We start from the raw sequence: 26,518 nt of genomic DNA on the forward strand, positions 1-26,518 counted from the left end.
CACACGAGACCCAGATCCGCAGATGTGGGGTCAGGAGGCGTCGAGCGGACGGGCCTCGTCGACCAGCATGACCGGGATGTCGCGGCGGACGGGGTACGCGAGGGCGCACCCGTTGCACACGAGCTCGTCGGCCTCGGCGTCCACGAACAGGCCGGAGCGGCACTGCGGGCACACCAGGATCTCGACGAGGGCTGGATCGAGGTTCACGGCACCACCGTAGCCGAGTCGTCGCGCACGAGCCGCAGCACCGGCGAGCCGTCGTCGGAGGGCTGCTCGGGCGCCGGACGGCCTGCCTCGCGGACGGCCTCGGCCAGCGCGACGAGGTCGTCGTGCGTGGGCTCGGGCTCGGTGAACTCCGGGGCCAGCCGCACCACGCTCCAGCCCTGCGGCGCGGACAGGCGCTCGGCGTGACGCGAGCACAGGTCGTAGGCGTGGGGCTCGGCGTAGGTGGCCAGCGGGCCCAGGACGGCGACCGAGTCGGCGTACACGTACGTCAGCGTGGCCACCGCGGAGTTCGGGCAGCCTGCGCGCGAGCATCGACGTTGCAGTCCCACGGGGCGAGGTTAGCCCGCGACCCCAGCGCTCCGCAGTAGGCTCACCGGATGGCCAGCGAACCGGGATCCCGCATCGGTGTCCACGGCCCGCGTCCGGGCTCCGCACGCGACCGTCGCGGCCGCGGGCCGCGCGGCGTGATGTCGCTGCCGGGCCCGCTCTCGCCGCAGGGCGCGCCGGTCCACCGCACCCCGCGCGAGGCGTTCGACGACCTCGTCGCCGAGATCCTCACGCGCCTCGACCACCACTTCGCGCGCGAGCCCGACCACGTCGAGGTCGCCGTCGAGGAGGCGCCGATGCTGCCGCCCGGCTGGGACGAGCCGGTGCCCCGCAGCATCGTCAATCCGGCGCCCGGCGGGTACCGGATCGTGATCTACCGGCTGCCGATCGTGGGTCGGGCTCGCTCGGGCGCCGATCTCGAGGAGCTGGTCTGGACCGTGCTGCTGACGCGGCTCGGCGAGGTCTGGCACCACGATCCCGAGGATCTCGACCCCCGCGCCTGACCGGCGCTTCGGACTCAGCGCACGGAGACGCCGGGAGCGACCACCGAGACGGGAGCGGGTCGCACCGCCGTGGCCGCGACCCGGCCGCCGCCGGACTTCCACAGCCCCGCCATGACTCGTCGGCCGTCCTGCGGCGTCAGCACGAGGTAGGCGGCGCCGTCCTTCGGCGCGGGGACGAGGGCCGAGGCTCCGGCGCCGACGCTCACCTGGCTCGTGCCGAGCGACTCCATCGACGCCGAGAAGGACTCGACCTGGACCACGGCGGCCTCCTTGGCCGTGACGACCGTGCGCACGGCGCCGCCGGCGAGTCGGACGGGCACGACCGCCGGTCCCTCGATCGCCGCGGACGGTGTCACGCGGGCGACGTCGCCGTCGGTCTCGACCGAGGCGGAGGCCACGACGGGCAGGTCGGACGTGATCGCGAGGGAGGCCCGTCGCAGGTCGACCGAGTCCGGCACCGCAACGACCCGCGTGGACTCCGGCTCGACCGAGACGTCCTCGAGGCCCTCGGCCGCGAACGCCCCACCCGGCCCGCGGACCGACACCGCGACGTGCGCGGTGGAGGTGCCCGGGTTGGCGAGCGCGAGACGCGTGCCGTCACCCTCGGGCAGACCGGCCAGCACCTGCTCGGTGGCGGGGCCCGGCGCGGGCGCGAGCAGGTCGGCACCGCCGCTGCCGGCGTCGAGCGCGATGGCCGTGAGCGAGCCCCGACGACGCGAGACGTGCGCCGAGACGGCCCCCTCCCCCGCGGCGACGTCGTCGACCGAGATCTCGCGCCGCTGCCCCGGCTCGACGACGAGGCCCGAGGTGTCCAGCGACTGGATCGGGCCGTTGGCACCCCACCAGCTCAGGTCGGCGACGGCGCGGTTCTCGCCGAGGTTGACCAGGGTGATCGTGGCGTCCGCGCGGCCTCGGTCTCCCAGGCCCGCGAACCAGGCCTCGTCGACGACGGGCGGGCAGGCGCCGAGCACGGCGTCGCCCTTCAGCCGGCCGGCGACGTAGCCGACCGAGCCGGAGCCCTCGCCCGTCTGCTCGAGCACGAGCGCGTCGCCACCCGGCTCGGCGGTGCGCCAGCGGTCGGCCTGCGCCCAGACCGGATCGGCCGCGGCCTCCTCGGGGATGGGGCGGGCCACCGCCTCGTCGCCGGGCGCCACCTGGCCGGCCGCGACGGTCCACCCGGACTCGACGGGGCAGGCCCACGTGGTCTGGCGGACCTCGACGGTCTGGCTGCCTCCCGCCACGACGGGCGGCTCGGGCTCGGGCACGAACGAGATCGCGGCGACGAGCAGCGCCGCCACGAGGGGCAGGACGTAGCGAACGGGGAACCGGCTGCTCATGCGTCGTCCTCCTCGTCCGGATCGGGTCCGGAGGTCGCGTTGCGGCGGACCGGCAGGGCGCCGACGAACGCGCCGACCCACGCCAGCACCCACACTCCTGCGATCCAGGGGCGGGCGGGTCCGGCCTCGGGCGCGGGCTCGGCCTCGACCTCGGAGGTCACCGACCACACGCGTGAGTCGGGCGAGTCACTGCCCTTCTGGGCCAGTCCGGGCGCGGCGTCGATCCGCCGGGCGAGGTCGAGGTCGACGTCGGGCGCGTAGATGCTGTCGACGCCGAGCCGCGCGAGCTCGTCGACGTCGTCGCGCGTCGGGGTGGTGACGAGCGAGGTGACGGTGTCGCGGAGGCGCTCCTCGCGCTCGGCGGTGGTGCGCAGCGCCTCGGCGCCCAGGTAGGGCCCGGGGCCGACGACGGCGTCGGCCACGATGCCGGACTCGGAGTCGCCGGTGAGCACGACGGTGGTGCCGGGACGGGCCGCGAGGAAGGCGGGCACGACGCGGGCGTCGCCGGAGTCCAGCGGGTCGTCGATGCCGCGCACCACGAGCCAGCCGCCGGCGAGGATCGGGAACGCCGCGAGCAGGGCGATCGCGGGACGTCGCCAGCGGCGGTGCTTGCGGGTGCGCAGGGCGGGCCAGGCGAAGAGCACCGCGGTCAGCAGACCGCCGAGCCAGATGCCGGCACCGAGGCCCGACCACGCCCGGACCTCCGGGGCACCGGGGAACGGCACGTAGGTCGAGACCGAGGCCAGCAGGCCCGTGGCCAGGCCCGCGACGGCGACGATCCACGCGCCGGTGACGGCGCGACGCGTCGCCTCGGGGACGAGGGCGGCGACGGCGAGCACGATGAGCGGCACCGCGATCCACCACGGCGCCGACCCGGGTCCGCCGCCGGTGCCGGTGACCACGTCCCAGGCGGAGGCGGGCGCGTCGACGGGGTTGCCGGCCTCCCACCAGATCCGCCCCGAGAGCACGCGGTCGAGCAGCCACGGACCGAGCAGCACGGTGCCGATCGCGCCGCTGAGCGCGAGGTAGCGCGCGGACGACCGGACCAGCAGCGCGCTGACGACGAGCGCCACGATGCCGAGCGCCCAGGCGACGGGCGTGAAGGCCGCGACCAGCGCGATCCACAGGCCGACGAGGGCGGCACGGGTCCACGTGGGCTCGAGGACGAGCCGCAGCAGGACGTTGGCGAACAGCGGCGCGACGACGAGGGTGACCACCGTGCCCAGGCGGCCGCCGGCGATCGCGCCGGTGACGCCGACGACGAGGCCGTACGACACGGCCCACGTCATCCGGACGGCCCGGTCGTCGCTGACGAGGCGGCCGAAGCGGTGAGCGGTGAGCGCCGCGAACGGCACCGCGAGGACCGTGAGGATCCACGAGATCAGTCCCGGCGCGAACCACACGAGCAGGCCGACGAACGCGAGCGGGATGACGTAGGCCGGGGCCACGTCGGCGCTGCCGAGGCCGACGGCGTGCGACCGCTCGAACAGCAGCCGCCACCACGAGGAGACCGAGTCCGGCGAGGCGGGCAGGACCGGGCTGAACAGGTGACCCGCGGCCACGGAGCGCGCCGCCACGAGCGAGCCGACGAGCAGCACGAGCACCCAGGTCAGCCACGGATGACGGCGCCACCACGGCGGCTGGTCGACGACGACCGGATCCTCCTCGTCCTCCTCCGGGACGCCGATCGACCGCAGGCCGAGCGAGTCCACCGACTCGGGGCGGACGACGGCCTGCACGGTGGTGGCGGCGACGTCGAGCCCGTGCTGGTACGGCATCCAGAACGGCGCGAACAGGTCCTTCAACTCGCGGTTGCGGCGCACGACGTTCGGCTTGCGGCGGCGGCGCGCCGCGATCATGGGTCCGGGGTTGGCGAAGACCGTGACCATCGCCATGATCTCGCCGCGAGCGGACCGCAGGTCCTTGCCGAACAGGAAGCCGACGAACCGCAGCAGCGAGCCCAGGAACAGCCGGATGCTCAGCGGCAGGAAGCGCAGCGGGTCGCTGTTGGCCAGCATCGTGTGCAGCGCGGCCGCGCGGCGCTCGCCGGCGTGCTCGCGGACGCCCTTGCGGCGCACGCGACGCCGGTTGGCCGTGGCCTCGGCGTGGAAGACGATCGCGCGGGGCGCCGTGCGCACGCGGTAGCCGGCGCGGTTGGCGCGCCAGCCGAGATCGACGTCGTCGAAGAACAGCGGCAGCCGCGGATCGGTGCCACCGAGTCGCTCCCACACGTCACGGCGGACCAGCATGCCGGCGGATCCGACCGCCAGGACGTCCTGCGGCCGGTCGTGCTGGCCCGCGTCGGGCTCGCCGGACTCGAGCATCGTCTCGCGCTGGCCCGTGCCGGTGACCGTGAGGCCGACCTCGAGGAGCCGCCGGAGCGACGGCCACTCGCGGACCTTGGGGCCGACGATGCCGATGTCGGGGTCGCGGGTGGCCTCGTCGAGGAGGCCCGCGAGCGCGTCGGGATCGCAGATCTGGTCGTCGTGCAGCAGCCAGATCCAGTCGTAGGCCTCGGTCTCGGAATCCACCGCCACGGCGACCTGCCCGCCGAACCCGCGGCGAGCCGGGGCGGTGACGACGCGCGAGGCATGCGCGTGCCCCTCGAGGAGGTCGCGCGTGGCCGGGTCGCTGTCGTCGTGGACGAGGACGAGGTGGTCGGGCCGGTGGTGCAGCCGGTCGAGGGCCGCGAGGGTCTGGGGCAGCCATCGCGATCCGCGATGGGCGACGAGAACGGCAAGGACGGAGGGAGGGCTGGCACGCCACGCCGGGACGGATTCGTCCTCGAGGTCGTCGTCGTGCATGATCGCCACCTTAGGCGGTTGCGACCAACCGTCAGGTGTCAGCGGCGCGGCGAGGTCAGGCGCGCTTCTTGAGCTTGCGACGCTCTCGCTCGGACAGGCCACCCCAGATGCCGAAGCGCTCGTCGTGGGCCAGTGCGTACTCGAGGCACTCGGTCTTGACGTCGCAGCTCAGGCACACGCGCTTGGCTTCGCGCGTGGAGCCGCCCTTCTCGGGGAAGAACGACTCGGGGTCGGTCTGAGCGCACAGAGCACGCTCCTGCCACATGAGCTCGGGGTCGTCGCCCTCGATCCAACCGACTAATGACATGCCTGTAATTACAGTCGGATGCCTGCCAAACGTCAAGCCGAATAGCAAATGTCCGGCGATCCTCGGCGTGTCGCGCCTCCGGGCTCCGCGCTAGCGTCGAGGCGTGACCACCACCCTCGCCACCGTCCTGACCCCCACGCCCTCCCCCGTCGTCACGTACTACGACGTCGCGACCGGCGAGCGCGTCGAGCTCAGCGGCGTCACGCTGGCGAACTGGGTCGCGAAGGTCGCGAACTTCCTCGTCGACGAGCTCGACGCCGAGCGCGGCACGCGCGTGCGGATCGGCCTGCCCAGCCACTGGCTGCGCTACGTCTGGATCCTCGGCGCCTGGCGCGTCGGGGCCGTGGTGGCCGATTCCGACGCCCAGATCGGCCTGTCGGGGCCGGACCTCGAGGCCGACGAGCCGATCCGGCTGGCGGCGTCGCTGCGCCCCCTCGGCGGACGCTTCCCCGCCGAGCCCGACGGGTTCCAGGACATCGCCGTGCACGTGCCCGCGAGCCCTGACGTGTTCATCGACCTCGATCCACCGGCCCCGGACGACCTCGCCCTCGACGTCGCAGGGCGTCGCGCCACGCACGCCGAGCTGCTCGCCGCGCCCGCCCTGAGCGACCGCGTCGTCCGCGAGCCGGGGTCCGTGGCCGACGACGCGGCGGACCTCGCGGCGGCCCTGACCGGAGGCGGCTCGCTCGTGATGGTCGCCGGCGGCGGACCCGACGACCTCGCGCGCATCGCCGCGCAGGAGCACGCACGGCTCGACGGGTCGGGACGTTGAGCCGATCCGCGATGGTGGGTGCCCTAGACTCGACGGGGCATCCGGGCCGACGGCCGATGCCCCCGAGACATCACGACAGGAACCACGCATGACCCCAACGGTCGACGACCCGCAGGCCCACGGCCTGACCCGGGTGGGCGGCCGACCCCCGCTGACGGAATACCTGCGGGGAGTCGCGCAACGCAAGGACTTCATCGTCTCGCTGGCGAAGTTCCGCATCGAGGCAGAGAACCAGCGTCAGCGCCTCGGCATGCTGTGGATCGTCCTCAAGCCGATCCTGAACGCCGCGGTGTTCGGCATCGTGTTCGGCATCCTCATGGCCAGCACCAAGTCGGTCCCCGACTTCGTGCCGTTCCTGATCATCGGCGTGTTCATGTTCGAGTTCTTCTCGGCCTGCATGGGCAGCGGCTCGAAGTCGATCACGTCCAACCAAGCACTCGTCCAGAGTCTGGCGTTCCCGCGCATGTCGCTGCCGATATCGGTCGTCGTGCAGAAGTTCATGCAGCTGGTTCCCACCATCGGTCTGCTGATGATCTTCCTGGTGATCATGGGCCACGTCCCGACGTGGAACTGGCTGCTGATGGTGCCCCTGGTCGCCCTGTACTTCCTGTTCTGCATGGGCGTCGCGTTCATCACCGCGCGCCTCACGGTGCACCTGCCCGACCTGACGAACCTGCTGCCGTTCATCACGCGGTTCTTCTTCTACACGACCGGCATCTTCTTCAGCTTCGACATCCGGTTCGAGAGCAACACGCAGCTGCTCGAGATCATCCAGTACCAGCCGGTCTACGCCTTCCTGAGCCTCTCGCGCGAGCTGCTGCTCGACTCCGACCCGCTCTACGACGTGCGCATGCAGTTCTGGCCCATCATCGCCGTGTGGTCGGTCGGACTGTTCCTGGTCGGCATGGTGTTCTTCTGGGCCGCGGAGGAGCGTTATGGTCGCGTCGACTGAGTCCGTGCAGACCCCGGACACCGGGCAGCGCAAGCCCGTCGTCGTCGTGCAGGACCTGCACGTCGAGTACCGCGTCTTCGCCACCGGCAAGCGGGCCACCGAGGCCGACCGCGGCGGCGTGCTCCGCCGCGCCAAGCGCACCCGCACGGTGCACGCCCTCAAGGGCATCTCGTTCACCGCGTACGAGAACGACAGCATCGGCATCATCGGCTCCAACGGCTCGGGCAAGTCCACCCTGATGCGCGCCATCACCGGCTCGACCCCCGCCACCCGCGGCGCGATCTACGCCAGCTCGCGGCCCAGCATGCTCGGCGTGGGCGCGGCCCTCATCAAGCAGCTGTCCGGCCAGCGCAACGTCATCCTCGGCGGCCTGGCCCTGGGCTTCTCCAAGGCCGAGATCGAGGAGCGCTACGACGAGATCGTCGACTTCGCCGGCATCCGGCCGTTCATCGACCTGCCGATGCGCACGTACTCGTCGGGCATGACCGCGCGGCTGAAGTTCGCGATCGCCACGATCCGCGACCACGAGATCCTCATCGTCGACGAGGCCCTGGCCGTGGGCGACCGCAAGTTCCGCAAGCGCTCGGAGAAGCGCATCCGCGAGATCCGCGACAACGCCGGCACCGTGTTCCTGGTGAGCCACTCGATGCAGTCGATCCGCGACACGTGCAACCGCGTCATCTGGATCGAGAAGGGCGAGCTCATGATGGACGGCGAGCCCGACGAGGTCATCGCCGCCTACGAGGAGAGCCGCTGACCTCAGCGCTCCCCCGCGCTCAGCAGGTGGCGGCGAGGTCGTCGGTGTTGTTCGCGGCCGACGGCGACTCGGTCTTCGGCGCCTCGGGCGTCTGCTGCGTCTCGGGGGCCTGCGTGGTGGCCGTGGAGTCCGTCGGCTTCGGCTGTGCGGCCTTCTGCTGCTGACGCTCGCTCTTCTTGACCAGGGCCGCGACGTCGGCGCGGATCTGCTCGAAGTTCGGCGTGACGGTGCTGTACTCCGGCGGCACCACCGACAGCGTGGCGATCTGCTGGTCCTTGGCCTTGAGCGCCAGGTCGCCGAACGCGCCCAGCTCGGAGGCGGGGATGTCGGTGCTGAGCATCTGGGCCGAGCTCTTGGCGATCTTGCCCGCGTTCAGCACGACCTGCTCGGGGCTCAGCTGCTGGAGCATCGCCTGCATGAGGCACTTCTGGCGGCCCATGCGTGTGTAGTCGTCGGACTGCACGCGACTGCGCCCGTACCAGAGCGCCTCCTTGCCGTTGAGCTTCTGCTTGCCGGGCTGGATGTACACCTGCTTCCAGGCGTCGTCCTTGCCGAACATCGCGATGGGCTCCTTGATGTCCATCGTCACGCCGCCGGTGGCGTCGACGAGGCTGGAGAAGCCCTTCATGTTCACGAGGACGTAGTAGTTGATCTTGAGGCCGGTGACGCCCTCGACGGCCTCGAGCGTGGCGTCGAGGCCCGGGTCCTTGCTCTTCGGGTAGAGGTCGGTCCGGTCCGACGCCGCCGTGTGCACCGCGTTCAGCAGGCACTCGGGGCCGCAGTTGTAGCCGTACGGGTAGACCGTGCGCATCGGCGAGTCCTCGGGGAACGGCACGTTCTGCAGGTTGCGCGGCAGCGACACCATGACGGGCACGCCGGTGTCGGCGTCGATGCTGACGAGGTTGATCGAGTCCGGGCGCAGGCCCGTGCGGTCGTCGCCGGAGTCGGCGCCCAACAGCAGGATGTTGTAGCGACCCTGCAGCGGCGACTTGACCTCGGTCTCGTGGAAGACCTGCTCCACGACCTCCTTGGAGGCCGAGACGGTGTTCCAGCCGAGGTAGGTGGTCGACGTCACCAGCGCGACGATCGTGACGTTGATGACCGAGATGATCCCGAGTCGCCACCAGCCGAGGCTGCGCACGAGCGCGAGGCGCCAGGCGTCGACGAACAGCAGCATCCAGCCGATCGCCAGGACGAGGGCGGTGATGCGCGCCGTCTGGAGCACGGACGGGTCGGTGAGCCAGTCGATGACCTGGGCGCGGTCGGGGCGGAAGCGGAACCAGACCACGAGCAGCGCCGTCAGCACCGCGACCCAGGCGACCATGACGACCGCTCCGAGGCGGCGCGCGCCGGCCAGGAACTGCGCGATGCCGGGCCACACGACCGTGCCGAGGATCAGCACCAGCGCACGGCGGAGCCCACCCCGCTGCGCGACCCGCGTGGGTCGGGCTCCCAGAGCGCTCACACCGCCACCTCTCCTGCCTGCAATCGACGCCCCATTAAACCCAACGGCTCCCAACGGCGGCGCACTGACGCCGCCGGTGTGGCGTGGGTCAGCAGCTCTCGTTGAGGTCGGCGCTGCGGTTGGCCTTGCGCGGGTCCTTCTTCTGCGCCTCCCCACCGATCTCGAGCAGCGGGAGCTTCGCGGTGACGAGGGCGGACTTCTGGACCTCCTCGCGAGCCTCGGAGGTGCCGACGGCGCTCGAGACGAGGCGGCGCACCTTGTCGAAGTCCGGGTTGCCGGTGTAGATCACCGGCGGCACGAGCGAGACCGAGGAGATCGGCTGCGACTTCGTCTTGAGCGCGAGGTCCATGAAGACGTTCAGGTCCTGGCGCGGGATGCTCGTGTGCAGCATCGCCGAGCTCGAGTTCGCGATGTCCTGCATGTTCATGAGGACCTTCTGCGGGTTGAGCTGGCGCACCATCGCGTTCATGACGCACTTCTGGCGACCCATGCGCGACCAGTCGTCGTTCTCGACGCGCGACCGGGCGTACCAGAGGGCCTTGTCGCCCGAGAGCTTCTGCTCGCCGGCCTCGATGTAGCCACGGATCGGCGAGCCGATGCCGCCGATCGCGGTGCGCTCGCGCACGTTGAGGCGGACGCCGCCGACCGCGTCGATGAGCTTGGAGAAGCCCTTCATGTTGACCAGCGCGTAGTAGTTCAGCTTCAGCCCCGTGATCTCCTCGACCGCGCCCATCGTGGCGTCGATGCCGGGCTCCTTGCTGTCGAAGAGCTTGGCGTTGTCGTTCGCCCAGGTGTTCACGGCGTTGAGGTAGCAGCCCTCGCAGTCGAACCCGTTCGGGAACTGCTCGCGCATGACCGAGCCCTTGGGGAACGGCACGTTCTCGAGGTTGCGGGGCAGGCCGATGATGACGGCCTTGCCGGTCTCGGCGTCGATGCTGGCCACGTTGATCGAGTCGGGGCGCATGCCGTCGCGGTCCTTGCCGGAGTCGGTGCCCAGGAGCAGCACGTTGTAGCGACCCTCGTGCGGCTTGGAGACCGTGTTGGAGGCGAAGACGGTGTCGGTGAAGCCGTTCATCACCGAGACGGTGTGCGCGGCGACGAAGAGGACGGCGGCCGTGGCGACCACGAGGCCGGCGTGCAGCGCGGTGGAGATCGCCAGGTGCGGACGGGCCAGCTCGCGCGGGCGGCCGAGGCGCCACGCGTCGACGATGAGGGCGACCCAGCCGATGGCGAGGCCCACGAGAACCCAGCGGCCGAGGCTCAGCAGCGCGCCGTTGGTGGCCAGCCCGAAGACGAGCTGGCGGTCCATCAGGGCCAGCAGCACGAAGACGGCGACGAGCGCGAGCACGCCCAGCCAGATCCGGATCGCGATGCGACCCACGCGCTTGTTGCCCTGCACGAGCTGGGCCGAGCCCGGCATCACGAGGGTCATGGCGGCCAGGGTCAGGGCGCGCCGGAAGCGGATCCGGGCGGTGGCGCTGGCCGGGTCGGCGTAGGTGCCGCCCAGCGCGCTCGTGCGGTCGTGGTGCATCGCTGTCCTCACGGTGGGGAAGAGTCCGAAGGTTCCCTCAGTATCGAGCGCCGCTCCCGATCCCTCGGGATGACGCGCCGGTGGCCGGGCAAGGGAATCGGGGCGAGGCACGACGGGGTACCTTCACCCCATGTCCCCCTCAGGTCCCAAGGATCCGGACGGTTACGACTGGCTGTACGACGATCAGCCCGGTCGGTCCTCGTCGCGCCCCGCGGCGTCCGGCTCCTCCCTCCCGCCGCCGAACCTGCCCCCGCCGGGGTCGGGCGGACGCGGCGCGAAGCCGCCGAAGGAGCGCAAGCCTCGTGGTCGGCTGCGGCTGCTGTGGCTGGTCCTCGTGGCCTGGATCGCGTTCCTCGTGCTCGTGCCCGTGGTCGCCTGGTCGAAGATCACCAAGGTCGACGCGACGCCCGACGGCGAGCGCCCCCAGGACGAGACCACCACCTGGGTCCTCGCCGGCACCGACAAGCGCCCGAAGGACAAGTCCCGTGGTCGCACCGACACGATCCTGCTGCTGACGTACGGCGGCGGCGGTCCCTCGGTGCTGACGTCGATCCCGCGCGACTCGATCGTCGACATCCCCGGCAACGGCCGCACCAAGATCAACGCCGCCTACGCCTTCGGCGGGCCGCCGCTGCTCGTCGAGACGATCGAGAGCGAGACCGGCCTGGGCGTCGACGGCTACGTCGAGATCGGCTTCACCGGGCTCGAGGACGTCGTCGACGCGCTCGGCGGCATCGAGGTCTGCCCAAAGGACGACATCAAGGACAAGGACGCGAAGCTGAACATCAAGGAGGGCTGCCAGGAGGTCGACGGCAAGACCGCCCTGGCGTACTCGCGCTCCCGCAAGGCCTTCGCGAGTGGTGACATCGCGCGCGGCCAGAACCAGCGCGAGGTCATCGGCGCGATCGGTGACGCGGCCCTGTCCCCCTCCACCGTCCTCAACCCGTGGAAGTTCACCCGCGTGGCCACGACCACGGCCGAGTCCCTCGCCGTCGGCGACGACGTCTCGATGTTCTCGTTCGGTCGCTTCGCCTGGAAGCTCGGCAAGGCGATGGGCGGCGACGGACGCTCCTGCACCGTGCCGATCGCGGACATGTCGGTGCAGTGGGACCGCGAGCGCGCCGTCGAGTACTTCAAGCACCTCAAGGAGGGCACGACCGACGAGCTCGGCGACCTGTGCACCCAGGACGGGCTGCGGAAGTAGCGATCAGTCGCCGAACGCCTCGGCGGTGAACGCCGCGACCTGCTTGGCCGAGCGGTCGAGGACGTCGGTGTGCTCGGCGCCGCGGTACTTCGTGTAGGTGAGGTCGAGCCCGCGCGCCCGGTACGCCTTGGCGAGCGAGTCCGTGAGGACCTGCGGCACCACGCTGTCGGCGGTGCCCTGCACGACGAGGATCGGCCCGCGCACCTCGGGGAAGCTCGGGTCGTTCGCGTCCAGCGGGCCGCGCACGAGGTCGGCGTCGGCGTTCTTCGCGGCGAACCGGTTCATCGGCGCCAGCCCGAAGCGGTCGGAGCCGAGCAGGTCCAGGAGGCACTCCTCGCGCACCTGCGGGTACAGCTTCACGCCCTTCGCGTTGAGCAGCTCGTCGACCGGGATCTCGCCCGGGTAGGCGACCTCGAGGCCCCGCAGGATCATCGCGACCAGGGCGGCGGGGACCGCGACCTCGCCGGACAGGCCGACCTCGGCCGCCAGCGACATGTGCGACGGCGGGGCGAACGCGACCGTGCCCACGACGTCGAGCTCGCGCGTGTAGTGCGGCGCCATCGAGGTGGCCCACAGCGCCGCGTGGCCGCCCTGCGAGTGACCGGCGGTCATCACCCGGTCGCTGAGGTCGGGATCGAGCTGGCGCGCAGCGCGCACGATGTCCAGCACGGCACGGCCCTGCGAGGCGCCGATCAGGTAGGGGTGGTCGCCGGGGGTGCCGAGGCCCTCGTAGTCGGTGGCGACGACCGCGTGCCCGCTGTCGATCCAGCGCTGGAGGCGGGTGGCGGTGGTGCCGATCGCGGCCGGGTCGGCGATGGTCGCGTCGGCCCGGGTGGGCGCGCACTGGTCGGCGATGCCGGTGGTGCCGTGGGCCCACGTGACGACGGGCCAGCCGCCGTCGGGGACGGGTCCGTCGGGCACGGCGACGAAGCCGGAGGTGGCGACGGTGTCGCTGCCCACACCCTGCTGCGCGTAGAGGACGAGGCTGACGTCGGCCTGCTCCAGGCCCATCGCGCCCTCGAGCTCCCGCGACCAGATGAGGTCGCCGTGCTCGTACTGCGAGAGGTCCGACGGCGGCGTGTAGAACGCGGTGCCCTGTGGCGCTGAGCGGGGCTCGTCCTCCTCGGCCGTGCAGGCCGCGACGGACAGCACGAGCGCGGCACTGGCGAGCACCGGGACCAGTCGACGGATCACGCCGTCATCGTACGGCCGCGCGCCCGCCCGCCGAGCCGAAACCGACGACCGCGGCGGGTGGGTGCCGCCTCCCCGGCACCCACCCGCCGCGAGCACGTCCGGCGCGGATCAAACCCGTGAGCGCCGGCGAGCGGCGAGCGATCGGAGCAGATCGATCACCAGGATTCCCACCGCGACGATGCCGCCCGCGACCCAGTCGGGCTCTCCGCTCATCACCCAGGAGGTGAGGACGACCGCAGCCCCACACGTACCGACCGACAGTGCCTCCCACGCGATCGCCCCTGGGACGGATCGGCTGCTCATGTCGCGGGCGGGGTCGCGCGCGAAGACCAGCGCGACAGGTGTCCTCATCAGTTCTCCCTCCAGCTTCCTTCTCGCACCCGCACCCTAGGACCGGATGTCGCGGTCAACAGCTTCGTCCACAGCCCGCCGTCAACGGCGGGACCTTCGTCGGATGGCGCGCAGGGCCAGATCTCCCGCGAGCACCCCGACGAACCCGCCACCGGCCAGAGCCCAGGCGAACGCGCTGCGATCGGTGAGGAGGAGGACCAGGGCGACCAGCGCCACCGCCAGGACGAGATACGCCAGGACATCGATGCGGCTCAACACTTCACGACCTTTCCGCTGACGACCGCCACCGCGACGATCCTGAACTTCAGCTCGACACACTTTCCTGCCTTCTTGGCCTTCTTGAACATCCCTCGCAGCTTGTAGAAGTACGCGGTCACGGCGGCGGCGCAGACCGCCTTCACCGCGACCCCTGCGGGGTTCTTGGCCGGGATCAGCCCGCACAGCGTGCTCACTCCCGCCCCGAGCGACACGAACATCGCGTCGTGCACCTTCTTGGTCTCCTTCTTGCTCAGCTTCACGCACACGGCCGTGCCCAGGTCGCAGAACTTCACCTTCGGGTCGGCGACGACCGGGTAGGCGACGTCGCGGGTCTGGTGGTCGACGACCTGGCGGATCGTGCTGCCCCTCAGCTCGTAGCGAGTCGGCACGTGCCGACCCGCCGCGTCGACGGCCCACGGCGCCTCGACCTGGGCGACGAGAGACCCGTCCGGTCCGACCAGATCGACTCCTCCGTCGGGCGCCGGCCGCGGGGAGACGTCGCCGCGGAGCCCGAAGTCGTAGGTGGCCGGGGCCGCGGCCGAGTCGATCCCGATCAGCACCTGTGTGCCGGTGCTCGTGGGCGTGACGGCGAGAGCGGCTCCCCCGCGCCCCGCCAGGTGGTACCGGCCGTCGGCCTTCTTCGCGGTGGCACCCCTCGTCGGCAGGTCGAGCGCCAGCGCGGCGCCTCCAGCCGTCTCGATCGGCACCGACGCCTTCCTGACGGCGCCCGTGGGCGAGGCGCTCAGCGGGACGGCCGACTCGACCTGGGCGAGCTCGCCGAGGCGATCGCCGAAGGTCGCGCGCGGCGTGCCGGCCTGTGTCGGTGGCAGGGCCGAGAGTGTGAGCGCGGCCGAGGTGGCCAGGACCGCGAAGGCCCGAGTGACGATGTGCATGAATCCCCCGATTCGGTGATGGGCGAGGCCCGTGACGAACGAACTGACGCACAACATATTGTGCTTTGCAGGAAGCGTCAAGCACCGATCCTCGAGGTGTGGAACGTCAGGTGATCCGCTGCAGCTGCGGGATCCGCGAGACCCCCGGCGCCGGGAAGAGGCGCATCGCGGCGAGCAGGATCGCGCACGCGACGATCCCGTCCATGAACCAGTGGTTCGCGGTGACGGTGACGACGACGACCGTGATCGCCGCGTGCCAGATCGCCAGCTGACGCACCAGACCGCTCGCGGTCCGCACCACCACGACCGCGATGAGCACCGCCCATCCGACGTGGAGGCTCGGCATGGCGGCGTACTGGTTGGCCACCGCCCCGCTCGCACCGTCGTACGCCGACGGCCCGTACACGGTCATCGAGTCGACGAAGCCCCACTGGTCGAACATGCGCGGCGGCGCCAGTGGGAACACCATGTGCAGCAGCACGGCGCACGCCGTCTGGATGATGATGAGGTTGCGCGCCCAGCGGTACTCGGCGCGGGGTCGCCGGACGAACCCCCACACCAGGAACGCCACCGTGACCGGGAAGTGCACCGCGACGTAGTAGACGTTCGCGACCTGCAGCATCTCGACCGACGGCACGAGGTTCTGGATGAACGCCTCGTCCGGCAGCCGCAGCGCGCGCTCGAGCCCGCGGACGGCGGCGGCGTTGGCGTACGCGGTCTGCTCCGCGTCGATCGTCACCAGACGGCCCACGCGGTACAGCACGTAGACGAGCGCCAGCAGCGTCAGCTCGAACAGCGCAGGCAGGATCCCGTCGCGCAAGCGAACGACGACCTCGGACCGCCGCGGGAGGGCCATTGACCCAGACTCTCAAACCTCACCGGGTCGCGACACCCGTGGACGACCCCGAGATCACCCTGAGACCCGCGGACGGATCAGAGGGTCGACTGGATGCCGGCCAGCAGCTGGCGCGCCATGACGATTCGCTGGACCTGGTTGGTGCCCTCGTAGATCTGGGTGATCTTGGCGTCGCGCATCATCCGCTCGACCGGGTAGTCGCGGGTGAAGCCGTAGCCGCCGAGCAGCTGCACGGCGTCGGTGGTCACCTGCATCGCGACGTCGGAGGCGAAGGCCTTCGCCGCGGCGCCGAAGAACGTCAGGTCCTTGTCGCCGCGCTCGGAGCGACCGGCGGCCGCGTACGTGAGCTGGCGCGCGGCCTCGATCTTCATGCCCATGTCGGCGATCATGAACTGCAGACCCTGGAAGTCCGAGACGGGCTTGCCGAACTGCTTGCGCTCCTGGACGTAGCCCAGCGCGTAGTCGAGGGCGCCCTGCGCGACGCCGACCGCCTGCGCGGCGATGGTGACGCGGGTGTGGTCGAGGGTCTTCATCGCGATCGCGAAGCCCTCGCCGACGTCGCCGATGATGCGGTCGCCGGGAATGCGCACGTTGTCGAAGTAGACCTCGCGCGTCGGCGAGCCCTTGATGCCCAGCTTCTTCTCCGGCGCGCCGAACGAGACGCCCTCGTCGGACTTCTCCACGACGAACGCGGTGATGCCCTTCGTGCGCTTCTCGAAGTCGGTCTGGGTCAGGACCGTGTAGTACTCGGACTCGCCGGCGTTGGTGATCCAGCGCTTCGTGCCGTTGATGATCCAGTCGTCGCCGTCGCGCTTGGCGGTGGTCTTCTGGTTGGCCGCGTCGGAGCCGGCCTCGGGCTCGGACAGGCAGTAGCTGAACCCGCCCTCGCCGCGCGCGAGCTTGCCCAGGTACTTCGCCTTGATCTCCTCGCCACCGCCGATCTGCACCGGCAGCGAGCCCAGCTTGTTGACCGCGGGGATGAGCGAGCTGGAGACGCACACGCGGGCGACCTCCTCGATCACCAACACGGTGGCGAGCGCGTCGGCGCCGGCTCCCCCGTACTGCTCGGGCACGTGCGGCGCGTGGAAGTCGGCGGCGATGAGCGCCTGGTTCGCCTCGCTCGGGAAGCGCGCCTCCTCGTCCACGGCGGCGGCGTGGGGCGCGATCTTCGCCTCGGCCACGGCGCGCACCGCCTCGCGGATCGCCTGATGCTCCTCGGACAACGCGAAGAAATCGGACACGCTCGAACTCCCGGGGGTTGAAAAGGTAGGAACTCCGCGCATTCTACGCCGCGGGCCACCCGGCCCTTCCCGGGGTGACCCGGGGCACGCTCCGTGCGGTGTCAGTGACGCTCGAGCGCCTCGACGATCAGCCGGGCCAGCTCGCGCGGCTTCGTGAACTGTGGCCAGTGCCCGGTGGGCAGGTCGACGTACTCGACCTCGCGCAGCCGGCCGACCTCGGCGGCCCACGCATCGCCCGCCTCGATCGCGTCGCGCAGCACCTGGGACGGGAACTCGCAGCAGATGATCGTGGCCGGTACGTCGAGGCGACGGTCGTCGGCGTAGGAGATCCCGTCGGTCGCGACGCGGATCGGCTGCGGCACGGCCCGCGCCTCGAAGTCGGCCCGGATCGCCTCGTCCATGTCGACGAGGTCCATCTCGGTGAACGTGTCCCACGGCGGCAGCGGGATCTCGTCGCCGTCGGGCGGCAGCTCGTCGTTGATCGGCTCGTCCTCGGGCTGCGGACCGGAGTCGACGTAGATCGCCCGCGCGATCCGGTCGGGACGCAGGTCGGCGACGCCGTGAATGACCGCCCCGCCACCGGAGTGCCCGACCAGCACGACCTCACCGTCGAGCGCGTCGACCTGCGCCGCCACGAACTCGACGTGGTCGCGCAGCCCGATGCCCGCCCGGGGCGCGTCGCGCGACTCGAGGCCCGGCAGCGTCAGCGGGTGCACGCGGTGTCCGGCCTCGACGATCAGCGGCGTGACCTTCTCCCACGACGAGGCGTCCAGCCAGAACCCGGGAACCAGGATGATGTCCATGCCTCGGACGGTACTCCTGCGACTGGACGAGGTTTCCCGTCACTTCGCGAGGTTTGCGAACCTCGCGAAGTGACAGTTTCCCCGGTTGACCGGGGAAACTGTCACTCGCCGCGCACCACGGCGCCCTTGGCGCGGGCGGCGTCGGCGAGGGTGGCCTGGAAGTCGACCATGGCCTGGGTGAGGGCGGGGTCGCCGGCGGCGAGGATCCGCACGGCCAGCAGGCCGGCGTTGCGCGCGTTGCCGATCGCGACCGTGGCCACCGGCACGCCGGCCGGCATCTGCACGATCGAGAGCAGCGAGTCCATCCCGTCGAGGTACTTCAGCGGCACCGGCACGCCGATGACGGGCAGCGGCGTGACCGCGGCGAGCATGCCGGGCAGGTGGGCCGCTCCCCCGGCGCCGGCGATGATGACCTCGATGCCGCGCTCGTGGGCGCGGCGACCGTACTCGAGCATCTCGTCGGGCATGCGGTGTGCGGACACGACGTCGGCCTCGTACGCGATCCCGAACTCGGCCACGGCCTGCGCGGCGGCCTCCATCGTGGGCCAGTCCGAGTCGGACCCCATCACGATCCCGACGCGTGCGCGCTCGCTCATCCTTCGACTCCGTCCGTCAGCAGGCTCGCGCTGCGCCGGGCCCGGCGGAGCACGTCTTCGAGGTCGTCGCCGACGGCCGTGACGTGGCCGACCTTGCGGCCGGGCTTCACCGCCTTGCCGTAGAGATGGACCTTCACGTCGGGCTCGGCCGCGAGGGCGACCGCTCGCTGGGCCTCGAGGTCCTCGACGGAGCCGCCGAGGATGTTGACCATGACCGCCCACGGCTGGCGGGGTGTCGTCGACCCGAGCGGCAGGCCGGTGACGGCGCGCAGGTGGTTCTCGAACTGGCTCGTCACGGCGCCGTCGATCGACCAGTGGCCCGTGTTGTGCGGGCGCATCGCGAGCTCGTTGACGAGCACGCGGTCGTCGTCGGTCTCGAAGAGCTCGACGGCCAGCATGCCGACCACGCCGAGCTCCTCGGCGACCGTGCGGGCGATCCCGCGGGCGCGCGCCTCGAGGGCGGGGTCGAGGTTCGGCGCAGGCGCGATCACCTCGGAGCAGACGCCGTTCACCTGGCGCGACTCCACGACCGGGTAGTCGACGATCTCGCCCGTGGCGCTGCGGGCGACCTGGGCCGACAGCTCGCGACGGAACGGCACGAGCTCCTCCACCAGCAGCTCGCCCTCGGCACGGAACGGCTCGTCGAGGTCGGCCTCGGTCTCGGCCTTCCAGACGCCCTTGCCGTCGTAGCCACCGCGCGCGGTCTTCACGATCGCGGGGAAGCCGAACGCCGCGACGTCGGCGGGCTCGCTCACCTCGGCCCAGCGCGGGCACGGCACGCCCAGCGCGGTGAGGCGGCGGCGCATGACGAGCTTGTCCTGCGCGTGGATCAGCGCGTCCGGTCCCGGACGGCACTCGTGTCCCTCGGCGGCGAGCGTGCGCAGGTGCTCCGGCGGCACGTGCTCGTGGTCGAACGTCACCACGGGGGCGTCGCCGACGGCGGCACGGAGGTCGTCGAGGTCGGTGTGCGAGCCCACCCGGTGGCGGCCGATCACCTGGGCGGCGGAGACGTCGGGCCCCTCGGCCAGCAGCGCCAGCCGCAGGCCGAGCTCGATCGCCGGGGGCTGCATCATCCGCGCCAGCTGGCCTCCGCCGATCACGGCGACGTCAGGGGCGGGAGCTTCGTGCGTCACGCCGCCAGCCTAGAGCGAACCGGCCCGGGGCCGCGGCGGAGGTCGCTCAGCGAGCGCGGAAGGAGCGGCGCTCGGTGACGGTGATCGGCGAGAGGGTGCCGAAGCCCTTGATGGGGCGCGGTGGCAGCGCCCGGGTCTCGAACTTGTCGCCGAGCGCGTCGGCGGTGGACTGGTCGACGAGCACGCGGTTGGCCCGCGCCACCTGCGAGAGCCGCGCCGCGAGGTTCACCGGGGGCCCGAACACGTCGCCGAGACGACTCAGCACGGACCCGGTGGCCAGCCCGACGCGGACGTCGGGCAGCTTCGGCCGGGCACCGATCGTCGTGATGATGTCGAGCGAGATCCTGGTGGTGTGCACGGGATCGTGGTGCACGAAGAGCATCGCGTCGCCGAGCGTCTTGATGACACGCGCACCGGCCGCGGTGATGAGGTCGCCGCAGCGCGTCTCGAACTCCTCGACCACCGACGCCAGGGCGGTCTCGTCGAGACGGTTCGACAGGGCGGTGAAGCGCGTCATGTCGGCGAACCCGACGGTCATGTCGGTGGTCAGCAGCGCCTGGTCGTTCTCGCCGAGGGCCGTGAGGCGGGCCGCGGCGGCGGCCAGGTGGCGGCGCCAGACGTGCACCATGAGGCGCTCGAAGCCGGGCACCGAGCTCTGCGCGAGCTCGAGGGCGGCCTCGGCGCGGCTCTGCGACTTGCCCCGCACGATGTCGGCCTCGAGCTGGTCGACGAGGATCGTCACCTGCCAGTCGGCCAGGCGCGACATCGTCTGGCCCAGCGCGCGAGTGAGCCGGAAGACGGTCTCCTCGTCGAGGATCTCGTGCTCCATCGCCGTGGCCACGATCGCGACCGCGGAGACGTCGGCGTCGCCGAACGCCATCTCCTCGCCGGGGTCGGGGAAGCCGAGGTTGCGCCACAGACGGGCGGCCTGCTCGGGCGTGAGGCCGCCGCGCTCGGCGGTCTCGGCGTTCGTGTAGTGCAGCTGCTCGGCGAGGATGACGTCAACGAGCTGCTGGTCGTCAGGACTGCTCATCGCGGCGCGCCTCGGGTGCGTGGGAGGCCAGCACGAGCCGCGAGATGCGGCGGTGGAAGTCCTCGATGCGGGGGATGTCGTGCAGCTGGAGTCCGGCCTGCTGGCTGGCGTCGTGGATGATCAGCGTGCCGCAGCGCAGGACGCGGTCGATCAGGCCCTTCTCGTAGGCGACGTCGTTGATGCGGGCCAGCGGGATGATCCGGCCGCTGCGCGTGAGGATGCCCTTTTGCTCGATCAGACGGCGGTTCGTGAGCGTGTAGGTCCAGGTCAGCCAGCGCAGGAACGGCAGCAGGGTGCCCCAGACGAACAGCACTGCGAGGACCACGAGTCCGGCCAGTCGCGGGGTGCCCCCGCCCGAGTCGCCGACCGCGCCCGCGAAGTACCCGCCGACCAGCATGATCGCCAGGCCGACGAGGAACGGCACGATGAGCACCTTGAGGTGGGTGCGGGTCTCGGCCTCGACCACCTCGTCGTCGAGCAGCAGCTTCTCGGACAGCATGCCGCCATGATCCCACGTCGGGCCGACGGCGGGGCTCACGCCGGGCGCAGGTGCGTCACGTCACCGGCCGACCACGGCACGCCGTCCACGACGAGGCAGCCCGACGCGTCGATCCCGGTCGCCTCGCCCACCACGTCGGAGCCGTCGGCGCGCTCGATCCGCACCTGCCGCCCGATCGTGGAGCAGGTCGCCGCGTAGGCCTCGGCCAGCTCGCCCGCGCTCGCAGGGTCGCGCCAGAGCTCGAGCCGCTCGCGCAGGCGGCGCAGCAGCACGGGCAGGATCTCGGTGCGGTCGGTGGTGGTCGCGCCCTCGAGCAGCAGCGAGGTGGCCCGCTCGACGGGCAGGTCCTCGGCGGAGAGGCCGACGTTGAGGCCGACTCCCACGACGGCGGCGGCCCCGATGGAGGTCTCGACGCGCTCGACGAGGATCCCGCACAGCTTGCGCCTGTCCTCGACGAGGACGTCGTTGGGCCACTTGAGCGCCGCGTCGACGCCGAGCTCGCGCACCGTGTCGACCACGGCCAGGCCCGTGACGAGCGGCAGCCACGGCCATCGCGTCGGTGGCACCTCGGTGGGCCGGACCAGCAGCGACACCGCGATGCCGGTGTACCGCGGCATCGTGAAGGTGCGGTCGAGGCGGCCACGACCCGCGGCCTGGTGGTCGGTGGTGTGCACCGTCCACTCGGGCGCGCCGTCGTGCGCCGCCTGCGCGAGGTCGGCGTTGGTGCTCGCGGTCTCGTCGGTGACATGGACCTCGAACCCGGCGGTCTCCGCTCGCAGGCGGTCGCGGTCGAGGGGGGCCAGATGGGGCTGCTGCACGGGCCCACCCTCGCACAGTCGCCGGTGCGCCCAGTCCCTTGATGAGGCTCGGATCACTGCCGGTTAGGGTGTTCGCCATGACCGACGCCCTGCCCGACACCCCGCTGGAGGAGCACCCCGAGCTCCACACCACCGCCGGCAAGCTGGCCGACTACGAACGCCGTCACCACGAGGCGACCGTGGAGGTGGCCGAGCGTGCCGCCGAGAAGCAGCACGCCCGCGACCGCAAGAGCGCCCGTGAGCGGATCGAGCAGCTGCTCGACGAGGGCTCGTTCGTCGAGCTCGACGCGCTGGCCCGCCACCGCGCCACGTCGTTCGGCCTGGACAAGAACCGTCCGCTCGGCGACGGCGTCATCACCGGCTACGGCACGATCGACGGCCGCCAGGTGTGCGTCTTCAGCCAGGACTTCAGCATCTTCGGCGGCAGCCTCGGCGAGGTCTACGGCGAGAAGATCACCAAGGTGATGGACCTGGCGATCAAGTCCGGCTGCCCCATCATCGGCATCAACGAGGGCGCCGGCGCGCGCATCCAGGAGGGCGTCGTCTCGCTCGGCCTGTACGGCGAGATCTTCCGCCGCAACGTGCACGCCTCGGGCGTCATCCCGCAGATCTCGCTCATCATGGGCAACTGCGCCGGCGGTCACGTCTACTCCCCCGCGGTCACCGACTTCACGGTCATGGTCGACGGCACCTCGGGCATGTTCATCACCGGTCCGGACATCATCAAGACGGTCACCGGCGAGGACGTCACGATGGAGGAGCTGGGCGGCGGTCGCACGCACAACACCAAGAGCGGCAACTCGCACTACCTGGCCTCCGACGAGGACGACGCGCTCGAGTACGTCAAGGCGCTCATCTCCTACATGCCGCAGAACAACATGGAGGAGCCCGAGGCCTTCCCGGAGGTCGTCGACCTCGAGCCGAGCGACCTCGACATCGCGCTCGACACGCTCATCCCCGACTCGGCGAACCAGCCCTACGACATCCGCACCGTCATCGAGACCGTGCTGGACGACCAGGAGTTCCTCGAGGTCCAGGCGCTGTTCGCGCCGAACATCGTCATCGGCTTCGGCCGGGTCGAGGGCAAGAGCGTCGGCGTCGTGGCCAACCAGCCGATGCAGTTCGCGGGCTGCCTCGACATCGACGCGTCCGAGAAGGCCGCGCGCTTCGTGCGCACGTGCGACGCGTTCAACATCCCGGTCCTGACGTTCGTCGACGTGCCCGGCTTCCTGCCCGGCACCGACCAGGAGTGGAACGGCATCATCCGTCGCGGCGCGAAGCTGATCTACGCCTACGCCGAGGCCACCGTCCCGCTCGTCACGATCATCACGCGCAAGGCCTACGGCGGCGCCTACGACGTCATGGGCTCCAAGCACCTCGGCGCCGACATCAACCTGTCGTGGCCCACCGGCCAGATCGCCGTCGTCGGCGCCTCGGGCGCGGTCAACATCCTGTACCGCCGCGAGATCGCCGCCGCCGACGATCCCGAGACGCTGCGCGCGGACCTGATGACCGAGTACGAGGACACGCTCTGCAACCCGTACGTGGCGGCCGAGCGCGGCTACATCGACGGCGTCATCAAGCCCAGCCAGACCCGCGCCGAGATCGTCAAGGCGCTGCGCCTGCTGGCGACCAAGCGCGAGACGCTGCCGCCCAAGAAGCACGGGAACATCCCGCTGTGAGCGACGAGACGCAGGCCGAGACCCCGGAGGGCAAGCCCGTGCTCCGGGTGGTCAAGGGCGACCCGACGGCCGAGGAGCTGGCGGCGCTCGTCGCGGTCGTGGCCGCGCGCAACGCCGCCGCGGCTGCCGCTGCCGCCGACTCGAAGCCGAAGCCGCGCAGCCAGTGGGGCCACCCGACGCGCCAGCACCGGACGCCGCACCGCTTCGGCCCCGGCCAGTGGCGCGCCTCCGCCCTCTGACGCACGACTGACGGTTTCCCCGGTTACGTGGGTTTCCTGTCACTGACCGGGGATCGCAACCCCCGGGAAGTGACAGCGAACCCACGTCACCGGGGAAACGTCTTCTCCGGCCACGTGTGGAACGATCGAGGCATGACCCTGCGCCACGAGCCCGACGTCTCGCACGCCGACTGGTTCACGGGCGCGGCCGAGGGCTGGCCGATCCTCGCGATGCAGGGACCGCCGGGGTTCGAGGCCTACGCGATCGTCCCGTACGACGACGGCGAGTCCGAGACCTACCGCGGCGACGACGCGATCACGGCGGTCGTCGTCGAGATCGCCGCGCGGCACACCCGCACCCCCGAGGACGTCTTCTTCGGCCTCTGGGACGGCTGGGGCGAGCTGACCGACGCCGGCCGCGCCTACACGACCCTGCGCGGGAACTGGCTGCGTGACCTCTGGTTCCGACCCACGCCACCGCGCATCCGGCCCGCATTCGACGACGACGTCCTCGACGCCCCGAAGATCGACCTCGAGGGCGAGCGCTCCTACCTGCTGTTCCGTGGCCCGGCCGCCGACGTGGGCGACTGGGGTGCCCGCCCGTACGGCACCGACGTCGAGCGCACCCTGCCGCCCGCCTCGCTGACGTGGCCCGCCGACCGCGCCTGGTTCATCGCCGCGGACGTCGACCCCGCGTGGCTGTGCATCGGCGGCTCGCAGCGGCTGATCGACGAGGTGCTCGCCCGCCCCGACCTGAACGCCGAGGTCGCCACCCACGGCGACGTGCCCGCCCTCGACCCGGAGGACCGATGAGATTCGTCCTGGCCTCGCAGTCCCCCGCCCGCCTCAGCACGCTGCAGCGGGCCGGCATCGACCCCGAGGTCGTCGTGTCGGGCGTGGACGAGGACGGCATCGCCGCCACCACCCCCGCCGAGCTGTCCACCGAGCTCGCGCGCCTGAAGTGCCGGGCCGTCGCGCCCGACCACCGCGACGCGCTCGTGCTGGGCTGCGACTCCGTGCTCGAGTTCGACGGCCGGGTCCTCGGCAAGCCGCACGACCCCGAGGTCGCCCGACGCCGCTGGTACGCGATGCGCGGCAACGTCGGCGTCCTCCACACCGGGCACTGCCTGCGCCTGGGCGACGACGAGGTGGTGCGTCACGCCGCCACGCGCGTGCACTTCGCGAACGTCACCGACGAGGAGATCGAGTCCTACGTCGCCACCGGGGAGCCGCTCCACGTGGCCGGCGCCTTCACGATCGACGGCCTCGGCGCCGCGTTCGTCACCCGGATCGAGGGCGACCACCACAACGTGGTCGGCGTCAGCGTCCCCGCCGTGCGCGAGATGGCCCGCGACCTGGGCGTCGAGTGGACCGACCTCTGGAGCTCCCCGAAGCGCTGAGCGTGACGTTCACGGGGTGAAGACGGCGAAACGACCCCGGGAACGTCACCGCCAGCGCTCTCAGGAGTCGGCGGGCTTCCCGGCCTGGGGCAGGACCACCGAGGTCCCTGCGGAGCCCGGCCAGCAGGAGAAGCCGATCGGCACCTCCTGGCCTGCCTTGACCATCTCCTCCAGCGTGTCGAGGCACTTCGAGACGAGCACGTTGGGGTCGCGCGAGACCGAGCCGGCCAGGTTCTTGTTCGCCTGGGCCTGCGCCTTCGCGGTGGCCTCGCGCTGCTCCGCGATGCGCGTGTTGGCGACCTCGGCCTGGTAGGCGTTGATCTTCTCCTGCGTCTGCTGGTCGAAGCGCACGATCGGCAGGATCACGGACTTGACCTCGACGTCGTCGCCGACGCGCTTCGCCAGAGCCTCCTGGACGAGCTGGGAGAACGCGTTCAGGTCCACGCCGGCCGACGTCGTGGTGCCGTCGGCCGACGTCCCCTGCTTGACCGAGGCCAGCGGGTCGTAGTCGCCGAGCACCTCGTTCAGCGCGGCCTTGAGCTCGCGCGTGACGAGCGAGTCGCGGATGTTCTCCATCTGGCGGTAGTCCTGGTAGAGCTCCTTGCCGGCGTCGAGCTTGATGCGCCAGCGGATCGTCGCATCGACCCCGGCGGTCGACCCGTTGCCGATGCGCACGTCGATCGCGTGGTCCTCGCCGGTGAAGTTGTCGGTCTGGATCGTCCCGTCGAGCTTGTTGACCTTCTCCCACGGGGCCTTGAGGTGCAGGCCGTTCGACAGGACGTCGACCGGGCGACCGAACGAGGTCACGACGCCGATCTCACGGGTCGGGACGATCGCGGTCATCGACACGAACGCCACGACGAGCGCCAGCAGACCGAGGCCGAGCGCGCTCCACGTGGCGGGAGCGGCGGACTTCCCCGCGGACCTCAGCTGGCGTCGCACCAGCAACGACACCACGAAACCCACGACCAGGATCACCAGCACGAACAGCATGAACACCGCGAGACCTCCCGAGACGGCACAGGACAGAGCGCCCCACCCTATCCACGACGGGCGTGCCGGCGGGTCACGACGGCGGAAGCAACGGTCAATCGCCCCGCAGGTCAGGCCCGACGTGGGACCATGGAGACATCATGGCCACGTCATCGCGTCCTCGACGCCACCTCGCAAGCAGTCCGTTCGCCCCGAAGCCGGTCGTCGTCGACGAGGTCTACGAGGCGGGCGCCCGCGTCTCCCACGACTCCTTCGGCCTCGGTCGCGTCGTCAGCGTGCAGGGGTCCTCGTCGGTCCAGGTCGACTTCGGCTCCGGCGCCAAGCACGTGCCGCTGCCGTGCCGCTCGATGACCGCCCTCTGACGGT

General features: G+C 71.4%; 30 protein-coding genes. 10 read left to right on the forward strand and 20 right to left on the reverse strand.

Annotation, left to right across the window (positions count from 1 at the left end; all coding sequences use genetic code 11):
* Positions 1-30: 30 nt before the first annotated feature.
* Together ACK99Q_RS01085 and ACK99Q_RS01090 are read right to left on the reverse strand one after the other, a co-directional pair.
* Positions 31-207 carry a Trm112 family protein gene (locus tag ACK99Q_RS01085; RefSeq protein WP_410184412.1) on the reverse strand — a complete coding sequence of 59 codons (177 nt, stop codon included), beginning with the start codon at positions 205-207 and terminating at the stop codon, positions 31-33.
* Positions 204-554 (reverse strand): DUF3499 domain-containing protein, encoded by a 351-nt coding sequence (locus ACK99Q_RS01090; RefSeq protein WP_179426144.1) that lies wholly within the window; start codon positions 552-554, stop codon positions 204-206. Before ACK99Q_RS01090 ends, ACK99Q_RS01085 begins: the two co-directional genes overlap by 4 nt.
* 48 nt (positions 555-602) lie before the next feature.
* Here ACK99Q_RS01090 and ACK99Q_RS01095 point away from each other — a divergent pair, with 48 nt between their 5' ends.
* Complete coding sequence (locus tag ACK99Q_RS01095) at positions 603-1,055, forward strand: metallopeptidase family protein (protein WP_410184413.1); 453 nt, start codon at positions 603-605, stop codon at positions 1,053-1,055.
* 14 nt (positions 1,056-1,069) lie between these two features.
* Here ACK99Q_RS01095 and ACK99Q_RS01100 read toward each other — a convergent pair whose 3' ends face one another.
* From ACK99Q_RS01100 to ACK99Q_RS01110, 3 genes are read right to left on the reverse strand one after another with little or no spacing between them, the layout of a single operon-like run.
* Positions 1,070-2,392: a DUF5719 family protein gene (locus tag ACK99Q_RS01100; RefSeq protein ID WP_410184414.1), complete on the reverse strand. Its 1,323-nt coding sequence runs from the start codon at positions 2,390-2,392 to the stop codon at positions 1,070-1,072.
* A complete protein-coding gene (locus ACK99Q_RS01105) occupies positions 2,389-5,196 on the reverse strand; it encodes a glycosyltransferase (protein ID WP_410184415.1) in 2,808 nt (935 codons plus the stop codon). Before ACK99Q_RS01105 ends, ACK99Q_RS01100 begins: the two co-directional genes overlap by 4 nt.
* A 55-nt stretch (positions 5,197-5,251) precedes the next feature.
* A complete protein-coding gene (locus ACK99Q_RS01110; protein ID WP_179426152.1) occupies positions 5,252-5,503 on the reverse strand; it encodes a WhiB family transcriptional regulator in 252 nt (83 codons plus the stop codon).
* Between the two features lie 103 nt (positions 5,504-5,606).
* Here ACK99Q_RS01110 and ACK99Q_RS01115 point away from each other — a divergent pair, with 103 nt between their 5' ends.
* The 3 genes from ACK99Q_RS01115 to ACK99Q_RS01125 all read left to right on the forward strand — a co-directional run bounded on the left by ACK99Q_RS01115 (position 5,607) and on the right by ACK99Q_RS01125 (position 7,984).
* Positions 5,607-6,275 carry a TIGR03089 family protein gene (locus ACK99Q_RS01115; protein ID WP_410184416.1) on the forward strand — a complete coding sequence of 223 codons (669 nt, stop codon included), beginning with the start codon at positions 5,607-5,609 and terminating at the stop codon, positions 6,273-6,275.
* 88 nt (positions 6,276-6,363) lie between these two features.
* Complete coding sequence (locus tag ACK99Q_RS01120) at positions 6,364-7,227, forward strand: ABC transporter permease (RefSeq protein ID WP_410184417.1); 864 nt, start codon at positions 6,364-6,366, stop codon at positions 7,225-7,227.
* A 4-nt stretch (positions 7,228-7,231) separates the two neighbouring features.
* The gene (locus tag ACK99Q_RS01125; protein ID WP_410184418.1) at positions 7,232-7,984 is read left to right on the forward strand and encodes an ABC transporter ATP-binding protein; all 753 of its coding nucleotides are present in this window, start codon (positions 7,232-7,234) and stop codon (positions 7,982-7,984) included.
* 19 nt (positions 7,985-8,003) lie between these two features.
* Here ACK99Q_RS01125 and ACK99Q_RS01130 read toward each other — a convergent pair whose 3' ends face one another.
* Positions 8,004-9,449: an LCP family protein gene (locus ACK99Q_RS01130; RefSeq protein ID WP_410184419.1), complete on the reverse strand. Its 1,446-nt coding sequence runs from the start codon at positions 9,447-9,449 to the stop codon at positions 8,004-8,006.
* Between the two features lie 88 nt (positions 9,450-9,537).
* Positions 9,538-10,980, reverse strand: coding sequence for an LCP family protein (locus ACK99Q_RS01135; RefSeq protein ID WP_410184420.1), 1,443 nt, complete (start codon positions 10,978-10,980; stop codon positions 9,538-9,540).
* A gap of 130 nt (positions 10,981-11,110) precedes the next feature.
* Here ACK99Q_RS01135 and ACK99Q_RS01140 point away from each other — a divergent pair, with 130 nt between their 5' ends.
* Complete coding sequence (locus ACK99Q_RS01140) at positions 11,111-12,184, forward strand: LCP family protein (RefSeq protein WP_410184421.1); 1,074 nt, start codon at positions 11,111-11,113, stop codon at positions 12,182-12,184.
* 3 nt (positions 12,185-12,187) lie between these two features.
* Here ACK99Q_RS01140 and ACK99Q_RS01145 read toward each other — a convergent pair whose 3' ends face one another.
* The 12 genes from ACK99Q_RS01145 to ACK99Q_RS01200 all read right to left on the reverse strand — a co-directional run bounded on the left by ACK99Q_RS01145 (position 12,188) and on the right by ACK99Q_RS01200 (position 21,859).
* Positions 12,188-13,378, reverse strand: coding sequence for a lipase family protein (locus ACK99Q_RS01145; protein WP_410184422.1), 1,191 nt, complete (start codon positions 13,376-13,378; stop codon positions 12,188-12,190).
* Positions 13,379-13,486: 108 nt separating this feature from the next.
* Positions 13,487-13,729: a hypothetical protein gene (locus ACK99Q_RS01150; protein WP_410184423.1), complete on the reverse strand. Its 243-nt coding sequence runs from the start codon at positions 13,727-13,729 to the stop codon at positions 13,487-13,489.
* A gap of 81 nt (positions 13,730-13,810) precedes the next feature.
* Positions 13,811-13,984, reverse strand: coding sequence for a hypothetical protein (locus tag ACK99Q_RS01155; protein ID WP_410184424.1), 174 nt, complete (start codon positions 13,982-13,984; stop codon positions 13,811-13,813).
* Positions 13,981-14,880: a hypothetical protein gene (locus tag ACK99Q_RS01160; protein ID WP_410184425.1), complete on the reverse strand. Its 900-nt coding sequence runs from the start codon at positions 14,878-14,880 to the stop codon at positions 13,981-13,983. Before ACK99Q_RS01160 ends, ACK99Q_RS01155 begins: the two co-directional genes overlap by 4 nt.
* 106 nt (positions 14,881-14,986) lie before the next feature.
* Complete coding sequence (locus tag ACK99Q_RS01165; protein ID WP_410184426.1) at positions 14,987-15,736, reverse strand: phosphatase PAP2 family protein; 750 nt, start codon at positions 15,734-15,736, stop codon at positions 14,987-14,989.
* Between the two features lie 77 nt (positions 15,737-15,813).
* On the reverse strand, positions 15,814-17,019 hold the full coding sequence (locus tag ACK99Q_RS01170; RefSeq protein ID WP_410184427.1) for an acyl-CoA dehydrogenase family protein: 1,206 nt from the start codon (positions 17,017-17,019) through the stop codon (positions 15,814-15,816).
* Positions 17,020-17,078: 59 nt separating this feature from the next.
* Positions 17,079-17,780, reverse strand: coding sequence for an alpha/beta fold hydrolase (locus ACK99Q_RS01175; protein WP_410184428.1), 702 nt, complete (start codon positions 17,778-17,780; stop codon positions 17,079-17,081).
* Positions 17,781-17,881: 101 nt separating this feature from the next.
* Positions 17,882-18,376 carry a 5-(carboxyamino)imidazole ribonucleotide mutase gene (gene purE, locus ACK99Q_RS01180; RefSeq protein ID WP_410184429.1) on the reverse strand — a complete coding sequence of 165 codons (495 nt, stop codon included), beginning with the start codon at positions 18,374-18,376 and terminating at the stop codon, positions 17,882-17,884.
* On the reverse strand, positions 18,373-19,509 hold the full coding sequence (locus ACK99Q_RS01185; protein WP_410184430.1) for a 5-(carboxyamino)imidazole ribonucleotide synthase: 1,137 nt from the start codon (positions 19,507-19,509) through the stop codon (positions 18,373-18,375). Before ACK99Q_RS01185 ends, purE begins: the two co-directional genes overlap by 4 nt.
* A 46-nt stretch (positions 19,510-19,555) precedes the next feature.
* Positions 19,556-20,542: an adenylate/guanylate cyclase domain-containing protein gene (locus ACK99Q_RS01190; RefSeq protein ID WP_410184431.1), complete on the reverse strand. Its 987-nt coding sequence runs from the start codon at positions 20,540-20,542 to the stop codon at positions 19,556-19,558.
* Positions 20,529-21,041 carry a PH domain-containing protein gene (locus ACK99Q_RS01195; RefSeq protein WP_410184432.1) on the reverse strand — a complete coding sequence of 171 codons (513 nt, stop codon included), beginning with the start codon at positions 21,039-21,041 and terminating at the stop codon, positions 20,529-20,531. The genes ACK99Q_RS01190 and ACK99Q_RS01195 overlap by 14 nt, the downstream gene beginning before the upstream one ends.
* 35 nt (positions 21,042-21,076) lie before the next feature.
* Positions 21,077-21,859, reverse strand: coding sequence for a biotin--[acetyl-CoA-carboxylase] ligase (locus tag ACK99Q_RS01200; RefSeq protein WP_410184433.1), 783 nt, complete (start codon positions 21,857-21,859; stop codon positions 21,077-21,079).
* Between the two features lie 77 nt (positions 21,860-21,936).
* Between ACK99Q_RS01200 and ACK99Q_RS01205 the strand changes: the two genes are divergently transcribed.
* The 4 genes from ACK99Q_RS01205 (at position 21,937) to ACK99Q_RS01220 (ending at position 25,159) form a co-directional block, all read left to right on the forward strand.
* Complete coding sequence (locus ACK99Q_RS01205) at positions 21,937-23,541, forward strand: acyl-CoA carboxylase subunit beta (protein WP_410184434.1); 1,605 nt, start codon at positions 21,937-21,939, stop codon at positions 23,539-23,541.
* Positions 23,538-23,780, forward strand: a complete 243-nt coding sequence (locus ACK99Q_RS01210) for an acyl-CoA carboxylase subunit epsilon (RefSeq protein WP_410184435.1) — start codon at positions 23,538-23,540, stop codon at positions 23,778-23,780. Before ACK99Q_RS01205 ends, ACK99Q_RS01210 begins: the two co-directional genes overlap by 4 nt.
* A 132-nt stretch (positions 23,781-23,912) precedes the next feature.
* Entirely contained in the window at positions 23,913-24,572 is a 660-nt protein-coding gene (locus ACK99Q_RS01215) for a hypothetical protein (RefSeq protein ID WP_410184436.1), read from the forward strand.
* The gene (locus ACK99Q_RS01220; protein WP_410184437.1) at positions 24,569-25,159 is read left to right on the forward strand and encodes a Maf family protein; all 591 of its coding nucleotides are present in this window, start codon (positions 24,569-24,571) and stop codon (positions 25,157-25,159) included. Before ACK99Q_RS01215 ends, ACK99Q_RS01220 begins: the two co-directional genes overlap by 4 nt.
* Positions 25,160-25,219: 60 nt before the next feature.
* On the opposite strand, the gene ACK99Q_RS01225 is transcribed toward ACK99Q_RS01220, so the two are convergent.
* Entirely contained in the window at positions 25,220-26,152 is a 933-nt protein-coding gene (locus ACK99Q_RS01225) for an SPFH domain-containing protein (protein ID WP_410186045.1), read from the reverse strand.
* Positions 26,153-26,292: 140 nt separating this feature from the next.
* On the opposite strand from ACK99Q_RS01225, the gene ACK99Q_RS01230 reads away from it, so the two are divergent.
* The gene (locus ACK99Q_RS01230) at positions 26,293-26,514 is read left to right on the forward strand and encodes a hypothetical protein (RefSeq protein ID WP_410184438.1); all 222 of its coding nucleotides are present in this window, start codon (positions 26,293-26,295) and stop codon (positions 26,512-26,514) included.
* Positions 26,515-26,518: the final 4 nt, after the last annotated feature.

It is taken from the genome of Aeromicrobium sp. MLTX1, assembly GCF_046452335.1.
Classification (GTDB): Bacteria; Actinomycetota; Actinomycetes; order Propionibacteriales; family Nocardioidaceae; genus Aeromicrobium.